The sequence below is a fragment of the Actibacterium ureilyticum genome, assembly GCF_002285435.1.
GTDB classification, from domain to species: Bacteria; Pseudomonadota; Alphaproteobacteria; order Rhodobacterales; family Rhodobacteraceae; genus Actibacterium_C; species Actibacterium_C ureilyticum.
Map to the genome: position 1 here is coordinate 824666 of NZ_NSBT01000037.1, position 15400 is coordinate 840065.

Consider the following 15400-nt stretch of genomic DNA (forward strand, 5'->3'; position numbering starts at 1 on the left):
TGATCAATGGGACAAATTCAACTGAACCAGGTGACCAAGAGCTTCGGCAGTGTCGAGGTCATCCCGCCGCTGGACCTGACGATCGAGGATGGTGAATTCTGCGTGTTCGTGGGCCCGTCGGGCTGTGGCAAATCCACCCTGCTGCGTCTTATTGCGGGGCTCGAGGATGTGTCATCGGGCATGATCTCGATCGACGGGGCGGACGCCACGCAAACACCCCCCGCCAAGCGCGGGCTGGCGATGGTGTTCCAGTCCTATGCGCTTTATCCGCATATGTCGGTGCGCAAGAACATCGCCTTTCCGATGAAGATGGCGGGCATCGACCAGGCCGAACAGAACCGCCGCATCGACGCCGCAGCCAAGGCGCTGAACCTGACCGATTACCTGGACCGCCGTCCGGGCCAGCTTTCGGGCGGCCAGCGCCAGCGCGTGGCCATCGGACGCGCCATCGTGCGCGAACCGGCGGCGTTTCTGTTCGACGAACCGCTGTCGAACCTGGATGCGGCGCTGCGCGTGGGCATGCGGCTGGAGATCAGCGAACTGCACGAGCGTCTGGCCACCACGATGATCTATGTCACCCATGACCAGGTCGAGGCGATGACCATGGCCGACAAGATCGTGGTGCTGCGCGCGGGCGTGATCGAGCAGGTGGGCAGCCCGCTGGATCTGTATAACCGCCCCGACAACCTGTTTGTCGCGGGCTTCATCGGCTCGCCCAAGATGAACTTCATCGAAGGGCCCGAGGCCGCCAAATACGGCGCCCACACCATTGGCATTCGCCCCGAACATATCGACGTGACCGATGCGTCGGGCCCCTGGTCGGGCAAGGTCGGGGTGGCCGAGCATCTGGGCTCGGACACGTTCCTGCATGTGCACGACACCGGGCTGGCCGAAACCATCACCGTGCGCGCCCCCGGCGAGGTGCAGCTGCATTACGGCGACGCGATCCACATGTCCCCCCGCGCCGAACTGATGCACAGGTTCGACGCAAACGGGCTGCGGATGGCATGACGCGGCTGGCGGGAAAAACGGCGCTGATCACCGGCGGCGCCCGGGGGATCGGGCGCGCCTTTGCCGACGCCTATATCCGCGAAGGCGCGCGGGTGGCGATTGCCGATATCGACGGCGATGGCGCGCGCGCCGCCGCCACCGAACTGGGCGATGCCGCCATCGCGCTGGAGCTTGATGTCACATCACAGGACAGCATCGACCGGGCGGTGGCCGACACGATCTATGCCTTTGGCCAGATCGATATCCTGATCAACAACGCCGCGCTGTTCACCGCCGCCCCCATCGCCGATATCGACCGCGCCGATTACGACCGCGTCTTTGCGGTCAATGTCGCGGGCACGCTGTTCACGCTGCAGGCGGTGGCGCGGCACATGATCGATGCGGGCGTACGCGGGCGGATCATCAACATGGCCAGCCAGGCCGGACGCCGGGGCGAGCCGCTGGTCGCCGTCTATTGCGCGACCAAGGCCGCCATTATCAGCCTGACGCAATCGGCCGGGCTGAACCTGATCCAGCACGGGATCAATGTGAACGCGATCTCGCCCGGTGTGGTCGACGGCGCGCATTGGGACGGGGTCGATGCGCTGTTCGCCCGGTACGAGGGCAAACCGCCCGGACAGAAGAAGAAAGAGGTCGCCGCATCGGTTCCGCATGGCCGCATGGGGCGGGCCGAGGATCTGACCGGGATGGCCGTTTTCCTGGCCAGTGACGAGGCCGAATACATCGTCGCCCAGACCTATAACGTCGATGGCGGCCAATGGATGAGCTGATGAATGACATGGTGCAGAATCGCATGACTGTGAAACTCTCGAACGACACATTGGCCACCCTGCCCGAAGGGGTCGCGCGGCCCGGCTATGACCGGGCGCGGCTGACCCATGGCATCGTGCATATCGGGCTGGGCAATTTTCACCGCGCACATCAGGCCTGGTATCTGCACCGGCTGATGCAGGCGGGCGCGGCGCAGGACTGGGCGATCATCGGCGCGGGCGTGCGGTCCTATGACGCCGCGATGCGCGACAAGCTGCTGACGCAGGATTGCCTGACCACACTGATCGAGCTGGCCCCGACCGACAGCGCGGCCGAGGTGATCGGTTCGATGATCGACTATCTGCCGATCGAGGACGGCAACGCGCCGCTGATCCGCACCATGGCCGATCCCGCCACGCGGATCGTATCGCTGACCATCACCGAAGGCGGCTATTTCACCGATCCCGCCACCGGGGGGCTGGATGTGACCCACCCCGAGATCCGCCATGACGCCGCACATCCCGACGCCCCCGTCACGGTTTTCGGGGCAATCGTCGCCGCATTACGGACCCGGCGCGCGGCCGGGCGCGGCCCCTTTACGGTACAAAGCTGCGACAACCTGCGCGGCAATGGTGATATCACCCGCCAGGCGGTCGTGTCGCTGGCCCGGCTCAGCGATCCGGCGCTGGCCGACTGGATCGACCACCAGGGCGCCTTTCCCAATTCCATGGTCGATTGCATCGTCCCCGCCACCGGCCCGGGCGAGATCGCGCTGGCCCAGAGCTTTGGCATCGACGACGCGGCACCGGTCACGCACGAGACCTATCGCCAGTGGGTGATCGAGGATGCGTTTTGCGCCGGGCGCCCCGACTGGGATCAGGTTGGCGCGATCTTCACCGACAAGGTGCATGATTACGAGACCATGAAGATCCGGGTGCTGAATGCCGGTCACCAATTGCTGGCCAATGCCGGAGAGTTGCTGTCCATCGGCACGATCGCCGGCTGCATGCAGGACCCCGCCATTCGCGCGTTCTTCCAGAAGGTCCAGCGGGACGAAATCGTGCCCTATGTCGATCCGGTGCCGGGCATCATGCCGCTGGATTATCTGCAACTGATCGAACGCCGCTTTGCCAATCCGCGCATTCACGACACCACCCGCCGTGTGGCCTTTGACGGGTCGTCCCGGCACCCCGGCTTCGTGATTCCCATCCTGCACGACGCGCTGGACGCGGGCGGCCCGATCAGCGGGCTGTGCCTGGCCGAGGCGCTTTGGGCGCGGATGTGCGCTGGCACGCGCGAGGATGGCACCGCCATCCCCCCCAACGATCCCAACTGGGACGCCCTGACCGGCGTCGCCCAGACCGCCCGCACCACGCCCGAGGCCTGGCTGGCACAGGAACATATCTATGGCGATCTGGGCCGAAACAGCGCGGTTGCGGACGAATTCTGCGCCTGGCTGCGGCTGATCTGGTCCGATGGCAGCGCGCAGGCCCTGCAACGCTATCTGACCGGGGGCGCGGGGTGACATCCGCACCGGGGCGCGCAGAATCGCGCCCCGACAGATTGGCGTGGCCGGCACCACTCGACTAAAGTCTCGGTTATTCGAATGGCCCCCTTGCCTGTAAGCTTTTCGGACACCCACGCTCCGGACCGGAGCGCCGGGGGACAACATGGACCAACGCCATAAAGGAGGAGCACATGGCCTGGAGCAAACCGACGATCCGCGAGATCGAGTGCGGCATGGAAATCAACATGTACGGACCCGACGCCGACGATCACGGCGTTCTGTTTTAAGCGACATGAACGGAGAGCTGGATGAGTTTCCGTGCTCTCATCCTGGGGGCGGCCGCCGGTGGCGGGCTGCCCCAATGGAATTGCGGCTGCGACAATTGCAATAAGGCGCGCGCGGGTCAGATCCCGGCGCAAACGCAATCGTCGCTGGCCGTGACCGCCAATGGGCGGGATTGGGCGGTGCTGAACGCCTCGCCCGATATCCGGCATCAACTGGCCGCGGCCACGCCCCTGCACCCGACCGGGCTGCGGGACATGCCGCTTGGGGCGGTGCTTGTGACCAATGGCGATATCGACCATGTCGCGGGGCTACTGACCCTGCGCGAGGTGCAGCCCTTCACCCTGTTCGCGACCGCGGGCATTCACGACGTGCTGGCCGCCAACCCGATGCTGGACGCGCTGAACCCCGCCGTGGTGGACCGCGAAACCATCGCGCTGAACACCCCGTTCGATCTGGTGCCCGGTCTGACGGCAGAGCTGTTCCCGGTGCCCGGCAAGGTCCCGCTTTACATGGAGGGCGAGACGGTCGAGACCGACCTGATGGGCGATCAGACCGTCGGCGTGGAACTGCGCGCGGATGGCAAGCGGGTGCTTTATATCCCCGGCTGCGCCTGTCTGAACGACGACCTGCGCGCCCGGATCAGCGGTGCCGATCTGCTGTTCTTCGATGGCACGCTTTGGTCGGATGACGAAATGCAGCGCTGCGGCCTAGGCCAGAAGACCGGCAAGCGCATGGGCCACATGTCGATGAGCGGCGATGACGGCTCGCTCGCGGCCTTTGCCGGGATCGATGTGGGGCGCAAGATCTATGTCCACATGAACAATTCCAACCCGGTTCTGGACCCCGCATCCACCGAACGGGCCAACGCCGAGGCGACCGGCTGGACAATCGGCCAGGACCAGATGGAGATCGCATTATGACCGACAGCCGCGAAACCTTCGAAGCCCGCCTGCGTCAGGTCGGCGCCGAGCGCTATCACGATCTGCACCCGTTCCACGACCGCCTGCATGGCGGCCATTGCACCATCGACGAGGTGCGCGCCTGGGTCATCAACCGCTATTACTATCAGCATTCGATCCCGATGAAGGACGCCGCCTTCATGAGCCGGGTCGAGGATCCCGACCTGCGCCGCGCCTGGCGCTCGCGGATCGAGGATCACGACGGCACCGACACCAACGAGGGCGGCATCCGCCGCTGGCTGCGCCTGGCCGAGGCGGTGGGGCTGGACACCGACTATGTCGCGTCGACCAGGGGCGTGCTGCCCGCGACCAAGTTCGCCGTCGATGCCTATGTCCGTTTCGTGCGGGAAAAGCCGCTGCTCGAGGCCGTGGCGGCCTCGCTCACCGAGCTGTTCGCGCCCAAGATCCACGCCAACCGGATCGAAGGTCTACTGCGCAGCTATGACTTTGCCAACGATGCCGCGCTATCCTATTTCCGCAACCGTCTGTCCGAGGCGCCGAAGGACGTGGCATTCGGCCTGAAATGGGTGCTGGATCAGGCCGACACGCAGGAAAAGCAGGATGCGGCGGTGGCGGCGCTGACCTTCAAGACCGATGTGCTCTGGGCGCAGCTCGATGCGCTTTGGGCGGCCTATGTCGACCCCGCGCGCATCCCGCCCGGTGCCTGGCGCCCGGACGAGGGGCTGGCGCTGAAGGCCGCGTCATGATCGACGCGGACGTGATCCCCGAAATCCCGCGTGGCGTGCGCGTGCATCGCGACACGGTGCGGAACCTGTGGGTGCTGCTGGCGCCCGAACGGGTGCTGCCGCTGGACGATACCGGCCAGGCGATCCTGGACCGTGTCGATGGCACCAGCAGTTTCGGCCAGATCGTGACCGGCCTGGCCGAAGCCTATGCCGCGCCGCGCGACCAGATCGCCGCCGATGCGTCGGAATTCCTGACCTCGTTACAGGCGCGCCGCGTGCTGGATCTGAAATCATGACCGTCCGCGTTGCCCCCCCGATCGCGATGCTGGCCGAGCTGACGCATCGCTGCCCGCTTTCCTGCCCCTATTGCTCGAACCCGGTGGAGCTTTCGGCCCGAGATGCCGAGTTGACGACCGCCGAATGGACCGATGTTTTCACCCAAGCCGCCGCGTTGGGCGTGCTGCAACTGCACCTGTCGGGCGGCGAACCGGTGGCGCGGCGCGATATCGTCGAGCTGGTCACCGCCGCGCGGCAGGCGGGGCTTTACACCAACCTGATCACCTCGGGCATCGGGCTGAGCAAACGGCGCCTGGACGAGCTGGAAGCCGCCGGGCTGGACCATATCCAGCTGTCGCTGCAAGGCACCGACGCCGCCATGGCCGACGAGATCGGCGGCTATAAGGGCGGCTATAACCGCAAGATGCAGGTGGCCGACTGGATCAAGGAGCTGGGCTTTCCGCTGACGCTGAACTTCGTGATGCACCGGCGCAACCAGCACCAGCTGCCCCGCGCGCTGGAAATGGCCGAGGAGATGGGCGCCCGCCGGATCGAGGTCGCGACCGTGCAGTTCCACGGCTGGGCGCTGAAGAACACCGCCGCGCTGATCCCGACCCGCGAACAGGCGATGGAGGCCAACCAGATGGTGGCCGATGCCCGCAAGCGGCTGTCAGGCCGGCTGGTGATCGACTATGTGCCCGCCGATTACCATTCGGAATTCCCCAAACGCTGCATGGGCGGCTGGGGCAGCAGCGGGCTGAACGTCACGCCCGAGGGGCTGGTCCTGCCCTGTCACGCGGCGCAGACGATCCCGCATCTGGATTTCGCGTCGGTCCGCGAAACGCCGCTGACCGAAATCTGGTACGAAAGCGGGGCTTTCAACGCCTATCGCGGGACCGACTGGCTGCCTGAACCGTGCCAGAGCTGCGAGCGCAAGACGATCGATTTCGGCGGCTGCCGGTGTCAGGCGATGGCGCTGGCGGGCGATCCCGGCGTGACCGATCCGGTCTGCACCCGCTCGCCCCACCATGCAGCGCTGACGGAAATGACGGCCGCCATGAACGCCGATAGCGATCAGCCGCTGGTCTATCGCAGCGCGCCGCCGGTCCATGCGGATAAGGACGTGCAGGACGCCTGACGCGCGTGTGGGTGATGCCGTGGGGGTGTCTGGTGGGTGATGAGAGACTCGAACTCCCGACATCTTCGGTGTAAACGAAGCGCTCTACCAACTGAGCTAATCACCCGACCGGCGTGGTTTCTAGAACGGTTCCCCGCGCGGGCGCAAGCCCCAATCTGCGCGCCATGCGGATTTCCGTCACTTGGTGTCGGACAGCCAACGGCGCGGCCCCGCGCCGTCGCGGCCCAGCCTGTCATCGGGGTTGTAAAGCGGACAGTTCTCAAGGCTCAGACAGCCGCAGCCGATGCAATGGCCCATCTGGTCGCGCAGTTTCTGCAGCAGCGCGATCTGCTGATCCAGCCGGTCCTGCCAAGGCTGCGCGGCGCGGGACCAATCCGCGGCGGTAACGGCACGATCACGCGGCAGCGTCCCAAGCACGCCGCGGATCTCGGCCAGTGACAGGCCCACCGACTGCGCCACGCGAATGATGGCCACCCGGCGCAGCTGCGTGCGGTCGTAACGGCGATGATTGGCCCCGTTGCGCCAGCTTTCGATCAGCCCCGCGCGTTCATAGTAATGCAGGGTCGACACCGCCACGCCGGACCTTTCGGCCATTTCCGCCACGCTCAGATCGGATAACCGGCTCATCTGCCCATGCCCCCTTGCCACGACCAGACTGCGCGTTCCGGTCCCGTGGGGCAAGCCCGTGCCGCGTCCTTACCCGGTGCGCTGCAATGTTTCCTGTCCCTGCCCCATCGCCCAGCTGACGCAGGCCCGGCCGCGGTTCTTGGATTCGTAAAGCGCCATGTCGGCGTCGTGCAGCATCGCGTCGATCTGCGGTGTTTCGTAGAACCGGCTGAGCGTGATGCCGATGCTGCCCGAGATCCGGCAGGACCGGCCGGCAAAGGTCATCGGCTCTTCCAGTTTGCCGATCAGCCGCCGCGCCAGGGCCTCCAGCCGTTTGGTGTCGGTCAGACCATCGAAGACCAGCACGAATTCGTCGCCGCCAAACCGCACGATGGTGTCGGTCTTGCGCGAACAGGACACCAGGATCTCGGCCACCCGTTGCAGCACATGATCGCCCGCCGCGTGGCCAAGCGTGTCGTTCACCCGTTTGAAATAATCCAGATCCAGGTGCATCAGCGCAAACTCGCGCCCCGACCCGATCAGGCGGCCCAGCACATGTTCCATCGCGCGGCGGTTCTTCAGCCCGGTCAGGGTGTCGGTGAACGCCTGTTCCTGGGCGGCGATCTTGGCGCCTTGCAGCCGCTGGTTCATCTGCCGCAGCTCGGCGGTGACGGCGGCATTGGCCTCGACCAGATAGAGCATCTCGATCGCCAGATCCGTGACCGCGAAATCTTCGATCGTCAGGCCGAACCGCGCCACGGCCTCGACCACGGAGATCCCGAAGGACAGGTTGATCAGGATACGCCCCCCCTGCAGCTGCACGACCTGCCCCTTCAGCGGCGTATCGGGTTCGTGGTGCAGCGCCAGATGCAGGCGGGTTGCGTCCTTCTGCTCGGCCGCAAACAGCGCGTCGACCGACCGCGGCCGACGCAGATCGAAAACCCGGGTGAAGGGCTGTCCGATCAGATCCCTTTCGCCACAGATCTTCTGAATGCTGGGCCCCGCCCGGCGAATGCGGAAATCGGGCCCCACAAGCAGATGCATCGGCATCAGCTGGTCGAGAGAGGATGCGGAAAACGTAACGGTCATCGCCCTACCCCGTTGGAACAGCCAGGTCGAACTGCCGCCCTTCGGAAAAGCGGCTGTCCAGCAATTCGATTTTCAGCACACAGGTGCCATCGGCATCCGGCACCCCACCTTCCAGCAGGACGAGCGCGCCGTAATCGTCGGCCATGCCGCGCAGGATGCCCGACATCAGCGCACCCGCGCCGGGAAAGCCCCAGCGGCAGGTCAGGCGAAAGGTGGACGGGCCGGTTTCCAGCAGCGACAGCTGGGGCATGTCCAGATCCGGCAGCGCCAGCGAGGCACGGCCGTTCAGCTCTTCCAGCGAGTGCAGGAAATCCAGAAAGGTCACCCCGCCAAAGCGCAGCAGGCGGCGCAGAGCCTCCAGGTTGTGGTTCGACACCAGATAGGTTCCCAGATCCTCCAGCAGCATGTCGCGCCCCTTGTCCAGGCGGGCGCCGATGGCATCCAGAAGGTCGTGGGTCACCTGGTCGTCATAGTGCAACATCGCCTCGAACCCATCCAGCGAAACACCGCATTCCGAGGCGACAGAGGCCCAAAGCCCGCCGCCATATGTGTCGGACACAAACGACTGTATCGACCGATTTACCAAACCATGCATCACACACACCTTTTCGCGGCATGGGCTCACGCTAGGCGGCAACTGTTAACAAATGCTGAAATCGCGCGGATCAGAAATCGGTGGGGGCGCCGCCCTCGGCTTTGCGGCGGGCCACGAAATCGCGCAATTCCTCGGTGATGGCCGCATCCATCGGCGGGGCATCGAATTCGTTGACGATCTGCTTGAACAGCCTGTGCGCACGTTCGGCGGTCCATAGTCCCCCTTCCAGATCCCAGGCCTCGTAATTGCGCCAATCGCTCAGGAACGGTTGATAGAAGGCGGTCGTATAGCGTTCCTGGGTGTGCGGGATACCGAAAAAGTGACCGTCGGTGCCGACCTGCGCAATCGCGTCGACCGCGATGTCATCGGGGGTGGTGGCGGTGATCTGCGGCTCGAAATACCGCTGGATCTGCTGCAGCAGCTCGCAATCCATCACGAATTTCTCGGGGCTGGCGATCAGCCCGCCCTCGAGCCAGCCCGCCGCGTGATAGACGATGTTGGTGCCCGACTGCACCGCCGACCACAGCGCGTTCGAGGTTTCCCACATCGCCTGACCATCGGGGACATTCGCAGCACAGGACCCGCTGGCGCGCAGCGGCAAGCCATAATACCGCGCCATCTGGCCGGTCATCTGCGTGGCGCGCATGTATTCGGGCGTGCCAAAGGCGGGCGCGCCGGATTTCATATCGACATTGCTAGTGAAGGTGCCCAGCACACAGGGCGCGCCGGGGCGGATATATTGCGCCAGCGCAATGGCGCTCAACCCCTCGGCCAGCGATTGCGCCACCGCGCCCGCCATGGTGACCGGCGCCATGGCCCCCGCCAGCGTGAACGGCGTGACAATCCCCGCCTGCCCACGCCGAATGCAACGCATCCAGCCGTCCAGCATCGGCTGGTCATGTTTCAACGGCGAGGTCGAGTTGATGTTGGTATACATCCGCGGCGCGGCCTCGAATTCCGCGTGGCTCAGCCCGCCCGCGATACGCACCATCTCCATCACGTCTTCGACCCGTTCGCGGCCCAGGCTATAGGCGTGACAGACCTTGTCGGTCAGCGTCAGCTTGTCGAACAGCACATCCAGATGCCGCACGCTGGCATGGATATCGACCGGCTCGACCGGATAGCCGCCCGCCACATGGATGCAGTTGAAATACTGCGTCAGCTTCAACAGGTTCCGGCAATGCTGCATCGTGCCGGGCACCTTGCCGGTTTCCATGTCCCAATAGTTCGGCGGGGACGAGACATTGACGAAGACCATATCGCGCCCGCCCAGTGTAATCGTCCGGTCGGGATTGCGCGGGGTGATCGTGAACCGGTCAGGCGCCTTGCCGACCATTTCCATGACAAAATCCCGGTCCATCCGCACGACCTGCCCGTCGATGGTGCAGCCCGCGGATTTCAGCACCGACAGCGCCTCGTCGTTCAGAAAGGCGATGCCGATCTCCTCCAGGATGCGCATCGCGCCATCATGGATCGCGGCCACCCCCTCGGGCGACAGCGGCTCGGTCGGGGCATCGGTGTTGCGGGGAATGCGCCACGGCATCTGCGATACCGTGCCTTGCGGTCTGCGGCGTTCGGCGGCGCTGCGGCCGCCCGCGCGGCGGCGCCGGGGCGGATGCTGGGTCATCGGCGGCCCTCCTTCTGGGACCAGCAGACACGCAGTTTCCGAACCACGCCGCCATGAAAGCGACGCGCGATGTCGCATTCGCCCCCTGAGTTCAGCCCAGACGGTCGAGATAGTCCGGCAATCCGCCGATATCGGGCAGGACCGCATCGGCCAGCGGCGCAAGCTCGTCAGCGGTGGCCAGCCCGGTCAGAACCGCAACCGTGCCCATGCCCGCAGCCCGCCCGGCCAACAGGTCGTGCCGGCTGTCGCCCACCATGATCACCTGATCGGGCGGCAGCGCGGTGTGCCCGGCAAAGGCCCGCATCTGGCCCGGCGCGGGCTTGGCCCCGAACCCGGAATCGCACCCGGCGACAAAGGCGAACCGATCCAGGATCCCCGCCTCTGCCAGATGCGCGCGCGCAGGGGCTTCGGCATCGTTGGTCGCCACGCCCAGCTGCAGCCCCCGCGCGCGCAGCCCGTCCAGCAGCGGCGCCAGCGGCACCGCCGGGGCCATGGGCGCCCGCGCCGCGGCCTGGTTCATCTGTACGATCAACCCCGCCGGATCGCGGTCGGGGAAATGACCGGTCAGGCAGGCCGCCACATCATCGGGCGTTCCGGCAACCGCCGGGCTGTCAGGGGCGAATTGCGCCGCGCCCCAGTCAAACCCGATCGCCCGCCCCAGCTCGGCCGCGCGGGTGGGCTCGCCACAGGCCAGCTCGCCCAGGAAATCCTGCGCCCAGGCCGACCAGCTGATCGAGAAATCGAACAGCGTGCCATCCTTGTCGAAAAGTATGCCAGAAACAATGCCCACAGCGGCCCTGCCTTTGTTTTTGCGCCTTGCGGCAAGGTTAACGGTTTCACGCATCCGCGCGTTTCAGGTCCAATGCATCTCGGCCCCGCCGGGCAGCGCCTGACGGGCCTTCAGCGGCGCGTCGAACGGCTGGTCCGTCGCCTGACAGAACGCCATGATCCAGACCTCGTCCATCAACAGAAAATCCAGCACGCTCAACAGGAAAGCCGGATCGTCCAGCCGGGTGCGCAGATCCTCGACCCCGGCACCGCTGGCGCCCAGAAAGATCGGCAGAACGTCGTCATTGCCGGCCAGCCAGGTGACCACCTGCAAGGCCAGGGTTTCGGCGGATTCCCGCTGCATCGGGGCTGCTCCTGCTCTGTGGTAAAGAGTTTGTTAACACTTATTGGTCATTTCATTTAAGCGTAAAAACACCCGGCGCAACTGACAAGGGAGAGTTTGCGATGCCCGGCCGCATCCTGATCGTCGATGACGTGGCCACCAATCGCATCCTGATGCGCGTCAAGCTGTCAGAGGGCTGTTATGACACGCTTCAGGCCGATTGTGGCACGGCCGCGCTGCAGATCGCGCGCGACGAGCAGCCCGATCTGATTCTGCTCGACCTGTTCCTGCCGGACATGGACGGGGCCGAGGTCTGCACCGCGCTGAAGGCCGACCCGCGCACCGCCGATATCCCCGTCGTCATCGTGACCGCCGCACAGGGTGGCACCGACAAGATGCGCGCCCTTCAGGCCGGCGCCGAAGAGGTCCTGCGCAAACCGCTGGACGATGTGATCCTGCTGGCGCGGGTGCGCAGCCTGTTGCGGGCGCGCGAAACCGAACAGGAACTGGCGCTGCGCGAAAGCACTCGCCGCGCGTTGGGCTTTGCCGAAACGCCGCAGGGTTTCGCGCCCCGGGGGCGGGTGGCGCTGGTGGCCCGCACGCCGGAACAGTCGCAAAACTGGTGCGCCGCGCTGCAAGTGCACGGCGCGGCCGATTTCCAGCCGCTCGACCGGGCCCAGGCCCTGGCGCTGAAACCCGACGCGCCGGTGCCCGATGTCTTCGTGGTCGCCGCCGATCTGGACCGCCAGGGCGCGGGGCTGCGCTTGCTAAGCGATCTGCGCGCCCGCCCGGCCACCCGTCACGCCGCGATCGTGATCTCGGTCCCGTCGGGCGCGCGCGATGTCGCGGCGATGGCGCTGGATCTGGGCGCCAGCGACCTGCTGTCGGGCCCGTTCGATCCTGACGAGGCCGCCATCCGCATCGAAACCCAGCTGACCCGCAAACAACAGGCCGACCGCCTGCGCGCCTCGGTCAAGGACGGGCTGCGACTGGCGGTGACAGATCCGCTGACCGGGCTCTACAACCGCCGCTATGCGATGCCGCACCTGGCACAGATCGCCGAGCGCACCGCCGAAACACAAAAGACCTTCGCCGTGATGATCCTGGACTTGGACCGGTTCAAACAGGTCAACGACACCCATGGCCACGCCGCAGGCGACGCGGTGCTGGTACAGGTCGCGGCGTTGCTGGGTGCGCAGCTTCGTCCGTCGGACCTGCTGGCCCGGATCGGGGGCGAGGAGTTCATGGTCGTGCTGCCGGAATGCGATCTGGGCCGCGCCCGGAAAACCGCCGAACGGCTGCGCCGGGAAATCTGCCAGGCCCCGATCACCCTGCCCGAGGGCGCGCCGATCTCGGTCTCGGTCAGCATCGGGATCGCCACATCGGACGGGATCCGCAACGCGCCCGAAGACGTGTTCGACATGGCCGACAAGGCCCTGTTCGATGCCAAAGCGCAAGGGCGCAACACCGTCACGGTCTGCCGCCCGGCGGCCTGAGGGGGGCATTCAACCCCGCCCCCTTCTTCTTGGCAAAAATACTCATCGGCCCCGCCCGCGGGATCAGCGCGCGCTTGGGGGTCTGATCCCGATACAGGCCGCAGAATGCCCGGTCCTTACCGATCCGGCCCGGGCTTCTTGCGTTTGCGCACCGCCTGTTGCAGCCGGTCGGCAAAGGCCGCGCGCTCGGCATCGGTCATGGTCTCCAACCGGTCCAGCAGCACCCCCCGCACGGTCAGGATCTGACCGTTGATCTGCTGATGCTGCCGTTCCAGCGCGGCGGCGGCGGCGGCGGGGTCATAGGGGCTGCGGCGCAGCTCGGTCAGGAACGCCTCGAACCCCGCCCGCAGCTCGCGGCGATGGGCGCGCGGATCGCCCCGTTCGCGCACCGCCTCGCGGACGGCGCGCTGGTCGGCCTCGCTCAGCGCGCGGGTAAAGGGGCCATAGCTGCTCATGCCGTCATCGGGACGGTGGCCGGGCCGGCCGCTCAGCATCGCGCCGATCACGACGCCCGCGACCAGCAGGTTCACGGCCAGCGACAGGATCAGCGCGATCCCGGTCCAGCGGCGCCCGGATTTGGGCGGATTGATATCGTCGATGCCCATGTCTAGCCCTCGAAAGCGTAATAGGAGTCCAGCTCCAGCGTCATTTGTTCCGTCAGCCGCTGATCGGCGTCCAGAAAGGAAACGTTCAACAGATCAAGCGTCGCCGGCGGGCTGTACCCGATCCAGACGCCCGCCACCGTGGCCGCGGTCAGCCCGCCCGCCAGTGCCATCCGGCCAGGCAGATCCCGCCACCAGGACAGCACCCGCCCGCCGCCTGGTGCGGCGGCCTTCGGTGCCGCCTTCGGCTGTTCGCGCTCTGCATCCGCCACGATCCGCGCCAGCAAATCCTGCGACGGAACCGGGGCGTCGGCACGCATCTCGGCGAAATACGCATTCAGAATGTCGTCATCATGTTTGTCAGACATCTTCGATCCCCAATTCCTCCTTTCGTGCCGACAGCGCGGCGGCCAATGCGCGCTTGCCCCGCGCGGTCAGGCTTTCGACGGCTTCGACACTGATCTCCATCACCTCGGCAATCTGCGGATTGCCCAACCCTTCGATATGGCGCAGCACCACCGCCTGCCGTTGCCGGTCGAGCAAGGTGGCCAGCGCCTGTTGCAGCGCATCGGCGCGCGCCTGCGTCTGCATCTGCGCCTCGACGCCCGGGCGGTCATCGGGGGGCTCTGCCACCTCGTCCAGCCCGACCCCGCGCCGGCGGCGCAACAGATCGATACACAGGTTCGACACCACACGATAGAGCCAGGTCGACACCTGAGCCTCGCCTTGGCGCCATTCCGGCGCGGCCCGCCACAGCCGCAGCATGGCCTCTTGCACCACATCTTCGGCCTCGGCGCGATCGCGCAGCATGCGCACCGCCACGCTCAGCGCGCGCGGGGCCAGCCGTGCGGTCAGCACCTGTGCCGCGGATCCGTCGCCATTGGCATAAAGCAACAGCAACGCATCGTCAGTAACCTCGGCATGCGCGTCCAGGGCCATGATCCTCCTGCAGCGTATGACGCAACCTTTGTCAGCCCGGCGCCAGGATGGCGCCGGAACCGATCATTTCGTAAAATCAGTACTTCTTCCAGTGCGGATGACGTTCGCCACCGGCATGCCGGTCACCGCCACGCTTGCGCATCATGTCGCGCGCGGCCTGGAACTCCTCTTCCGAGATCGCCCCGTCGCCATCGGCATCCAGCCGCTGGAACATGGTCTGGTTCTGCGGCGCGGCGGCCAGTTCCTCGGCGCTGAGCAGGCCATCGCCATCGCTGTCCAGACGTTCGATCATCTGTTCGGGATTGGGCCCACGGGGACCGTCACCGCTGCGCATCGGGCGATCGCCACGCGGTCCGCGCTCTTCGCGGAAGGACGCGATCGCGGCCTGGATCTCCTCGGCGCTCAGTTGGCCGTCGCCATCGGCATCGGCCTTGGTGAACCGCTCCTGCCGCGGGGCCAGAAACTCTTCCTGGCTGACCTGACCATCCTTGTCGGCATCCAGCGTTTCGATGAAGCGCTGGCCGAACTGTTCGCCCCGCGCCAGAACCGGACCGGTCAGGGCCACGCCAGCGGTGCCCAGTGCCAGAACGGTGAAGGCGGTTGTGATCATTGCTCGTTTCATCGGCATCTCTCCTTTGTCATGCCCGTTGTGTCGACGCGGTTTTCGTCGCGTTCTGGTCTAAAAACGGGCGGCGGGCGGATTTCCGTCGCGGCTTTGTCGAA

Annotated in this window: 19 protein-coding genes and 1 tRNA gene; 9 read left to right on the forward strand and 11 right to left on the reverse strand. The window is 66.0% G+C overall.

The annotated features are described in order from the left end of the window. Nucleotides 1–6: 6 nt before the first annotated feature. The 8 genes from CLM60_RS17040 to pqqE all read left to right on the forward strand — a co-directional run bounded on the left by CLM60_RS17040 (nt 7) and on the right by pqqE (nt 6612). Entirely contained in the window at nt 7–1011 is a 1005-nt protein-coding gene (locus tag CLM60_RS17040) for an ABC transporter ATP-binding protein (RefSeq protein WP_095590298.1), read from the forward strand. Next, nucleotides 1008–1781, forward strand: a complete 774-nt coding sequence (locus CLM60_RS17045; protein ID WP_095590299.1) for an L-iditol 2-dehydrogenase — start codon at nt 1008–1010, stop codon at nt 1779–1781. Before CLM60_RS17040 ends, CLM60_RS17045 begins: the two co-directional genes overlap by 4 nt. A 23-nt stretch (nt 1782–1804) precedes the next feature. Then, nucleotides 1805–3286: a mannitol dehydrogenase family protein gene (locus CLM60_RS17050; RefSeq protein WP_245848457.1), complete on the forward strand. Its 1482-nt coding sequence runs from the start codon at nt 1805–1807 to the stop codon at nt 3284–3286. 173 nt (nt 3287–3459) lie between these two features. Further along, on the forward strand, nt 3460–3555 hold the full coding sequence (gene pqqA, locus CLM60_RS17055; RefSeq protein WP_081893879.1) for a pyrroloquinoline quinone precursor peptide PqqA: 96 nt from the start codon (nt 3460–3462) through the stop codon (nt 3553–3555). A gap of 21 nt (nt 3556–3576) precedes the next feature. After that, nucleotides 3577–4473, forward strand: coding sequence for a pyrroloquinoline quinone biosynthesis protein PqqB (pqqB, locus tag CLM60_RS17060; protein WP_095590301.1), 897 nt, complete (start codon nt 3577–3579; stop codon nt 4471–4473). Beyond that, complete coding sequence (gene pqqC / locus CLM60_RS17065) at nt 4470–5219, forward strand: pyrroloquinoline-quinone synthase PqqC (RefSeq protein WP_095590302.1); 750 nt, start codon at nt 4470–4472, stop codon at nt 5217–5219. The genes pqqB and pqqC overlap by 4 nt, the downstream gene beginning before the upstream one ends. After that, nucleotides 5216–5494: a pyrroloquinoline quinone biosynthesis peptide chaperone PqqD gene (gene pqqD / locus CLM60_RS17070; RefSeq protein ID WP_095590303.1), complete on the forward strand. Its 279-nt coding sequence runs from the start codon at nt 5216–5218 to the stop codon at nt 5492–5494. Before pqqC ends, pqqD begins: the two co-directional genes overlap by 4 nt. Next, entirely contained in the window at nt 5491–6612 is a 1122-nt protein-coding gene (gene pqqE / locus CLM60_RS17075) for a pyrroloquinoline quinone biosynthesis protein PqqE (RefSeq protein WP_095590304.1), read from the forward strand. The genes pqqD and pqqE overlap by 4 nt, the downstream gene beginning before the upstream one ends. Before the next feature lie 30 nt (nt 6613–6642). Here pqqE and CLM60_RS17080 read toward each other — a convergent pair. From CLM60_RS17080 to CLM60_RS17110, 7 genes are all read right to left on the reverse strand, one after another. Continuing rightward, nucleotides 6643–6718, reverse strand: a tRNA-Val gene (locus CLM60_RS17080). A 71-nt stretch (nt 6719–6789) separates the two neighbouring features. After that, nucleotides 6790–7239, reverse strand: coding sequence for a redox-sensitive transcriptional activator SoxR (soxR, locus tag CLM60_RS17085; RefSeq protein ID WP_245848459.1), 450 nt, complete (start codon nt 7237–7239; stop codon nt 6790–6792). A gap of 69 nt (nt 7240–7308) precedes the next feature. After that, complete coding sequence (locus CLM60_RS17090) at nt 7309–8307, reverse strand: diguanylate cyclase domain-containing protein (protein WP_095590305.1); 999 nt, start codon at nt 8305–8307, stop codon at nt 7309–7311. A gap of 4 nt (nt 8308–8311) precedes the next feature. Further along, nucleotides 8312–8902 carry a heme NO-binding domain-containing protein gene (locus CLM60_RS17095; RefSeq protein ID WP_095590306.1) on the reverse strand — a complete coding sequence of 197 codons (591 nt, stop codon included), beginning with the start codon at nt 8900–8902 and terminating at the stop codon, nt 8312–8314. Between the two features lie 70 nt (nt 8903–8972). Next, complete coding sequence (locus CLM60_RS17100) at nt 8973–10529, reverse strand: trimethylamine methyltransferase family protein (protein ID WP_095590307.1); 1557 nt, start codon at nt 10527–10529, stop codon at nt 8973–8975. 91 nt (nt 10530–10620) lie between these two features. Then, nucleotides 10621–11313, reverse strand: a complete 693-nt coding sequence (locus tag CLM60_RS17105; RefSeq protein ID WP_176473933.1) for an HAD family hydrolase — start codon at nt 11311–11313, stop codon at nt 10621–10623. A 69-nt stretch (nt 11314–11382) separates the two neighbouring features. Further along, nucleotides 11383–11661 (reverse strand): DUF3572 domain-containing protein, encoded by a 279-nt coding sequence (locus CLM60_RS17110; RefSeq protein WP_095590309.1) that lies wholly within the window; start codon nt 11659–11661, stop codon nt 11383–11385. A gap of 101 nt (nt 11662–11762) precedes the next feature. Between CLM60_RS17110 and CLM60_RS17115 the strand changes: the two genes are divergently transcribed. Next, nucleotides 11763–13136 carry a diguanylate cyclase gene (locus CLM60_RS17115; protein WP_095590310.1) on the forward strand — a complete coding sequence of 458 codons (1374 nt, stop codon included), beginning with the start codon at nt 11763–11765 and terminating at the stop codon, nt 13134–13136. Nucleotides 13137–13252: 116 nt separating this feature from the next. On the opposite strand, the gene CLM60_RS17120 is transcribed toward CLM60_RS17115, so the two are convergent. The 4 genes from CLM60_RS17120 to CLM60_RS17135 form a co-directional block, all read right to left on the reverse strand. After that, nucleotides 13253–13741: a periplasmic heavy metal sensor gene (locus CLM60_RS17120; RefSeq protein ID WP_095590311.1), complete on the reverse strand. Its 489-nt coding sequence runs from the start codon at nt 13739–13741 to the stop codon at nt 13253–13255. A 2-nt stretch (nt 13742–13743) separates the two neighbouring features. Beyond that, on the reverse strand, nt 13744–14106 hold the full coding sequence (locus CLM60_RS17125; protein ID WP_095590312.1) for a hypothetical protein: 363 nt from the start codon (nt 14104–14106) through the stop codon (nt 13744–13746). Then, entirely contained in the window at nt 14099–14677 is a 579-nt protein-coding gene (locus CLM60_RS17130) for an RNA polymerase sigma factor (protein WP_095590313.1), read from the reverse strand. Before CLM60_RS17130 ends, CLM60_RS17125 begins: the two co-directional genes overlap by 8 nt. A gap of 76 nt (nt 14678–14753) precedes the next feature. Further along, on the reverse strand, nt 14754–15299 hold the full coding sequence (locus tag CLM60_RS17135) for an EF-hand domain-containing protein (protein ID WP_176473915.1): 546 nt from the start codon (nt 15297–15299) through the stop codon (nt 14754–14756). Nucleotides 15300–15400 lie beyond the last annotated feature (101 nt).

Excerpts from the sequence above, each read along its gene's own strand:
- CLM60_RS17040 (WP_095590298.1), top strand. The coding sequence starts at position 7 with ATGGGACAAATTCAACTGAACCAGGTGACCAAGAGCTTCGGCAGTGTC.
- CLM60_RS17045 (WP_095590299.1), top strand. The coding sequence starts at position 1,008 with ATGACGCGGCTGGCGGGAAAAACGGCGCTGATCACCGGCGGCGCCCGG.
- CLM60_RS17050 (WP_245848457.1), top strand. The coding sequence starts at position 1,805 with ATGACTGTGAAACTCTCGAACGACACATTGGCCACCCTGCCCGAAGGG.
- pqqA (WP_081893879.1), top strand. The coding sequence starts at position 3,460 with ATGGCCTGGAGCAAACCGACGATCCGCGAGATCGAGTGCGGCATGGAA.
- pqqB (WP_095590301.1), top strand. The coding sequence starts at position 3,577 with ATGAGTTTCCGTGCTCTCATCCTGGGGGCGGCCGCCGGTGGCGGGCTG.
- pqqC (WP_095590302.1), top strand. The coding sequence starts at position 4,470 with ATGACCGACAGCCGCGAAACCTTCGAAGCCCGCCTGCGTCAGGTCGGC.
- pqqD (WP_095590303.1), top strand. The coding sequence starts at position 5,216 with ATGATCGACGCGGACGTGATCCCCGAAATCCCGCGTGGCGTGCGCGTG.
- pqqE (WP_095590304.1), top strand. The coding sequence starts at position 5,491 with ATGACCGTCCGCGTTGCCCCCCCGATCGCGATGCTGGCCGAGCTGACG.
- soxR (WP_245848459.1), bottom strand. The coding sequence starts at position 7,239 with ATGAGCCGGTTATCCGATCTGAGCGTGGCGGAAATGGCCGAAAGGTCC.
- CLM60_RS17090 (WP_095590305.1), bottom strand. The coding sequence starts at position 8,307 with ATGACCGTTACGTTTTCCGCATCCTCTCTCGACCAGCTGATGCCGATG.
- CLM60_RS17095 (WP_095590306.1), bottom strand. The coding sequence starts at position 8,902 with ATGCATGGTTTGGTAAATCGGTCGATACAGTCGTTTGTGTCCGACACA.
- CLM60_RS17100 (WP_095590307.1), bottom strand. The coding sequence starts at position 10,529 with ATGACCCAGCATCCGCCCCGGCGCCGCCGCGCGGGCGGCCGCAGCGCC.
- CLM60_RS17110 (WP_095590309.1), bottom strand. The coding sequence starts at position 11,661 with ATGCAGCGGGAATCCGCCGAAACCCTGGCCTTGCAGGTGGTCACCTGG.
- CLM60_RS17115 (WP_095590310.1), top strand. The coding sequence starts at position 11,763 with ATGCCCGGCCGCATCCTGATCGTCGATGACGTGGCCACCAATCGCATC.
- CLM60_RS17120 (WP_095590311.1), bottom strand. The coding sequence starts at position 13,741 with ATGGGCATCGACGATATCAATCCGCCCAAATCCGGGCGCCGCTGGACC.
- CLM60_RS17125 (WP_095590312.1), bottom strand. The coding sequence starts at position 14,106 with ATGTCTGACAAACATGATGACGACATTCTGAATGCGTATTTCGCCGAG.
- CLM60_RS17130 (WP_095590313.1), bottom strand. The coding sequence starts at position 14,677 with ATGGCCCTGGACGCGCATGCCGAGGTTACTGACGATGCGTTGCTGTTG.
- CLM60_RS17135 (WP_176473915.1), bottom strand. The coding sequence starts at position 15,299 with ATGAAACGAGCAATGATCACAACCGCCTTCACCGTTCTGGCACTGGGC.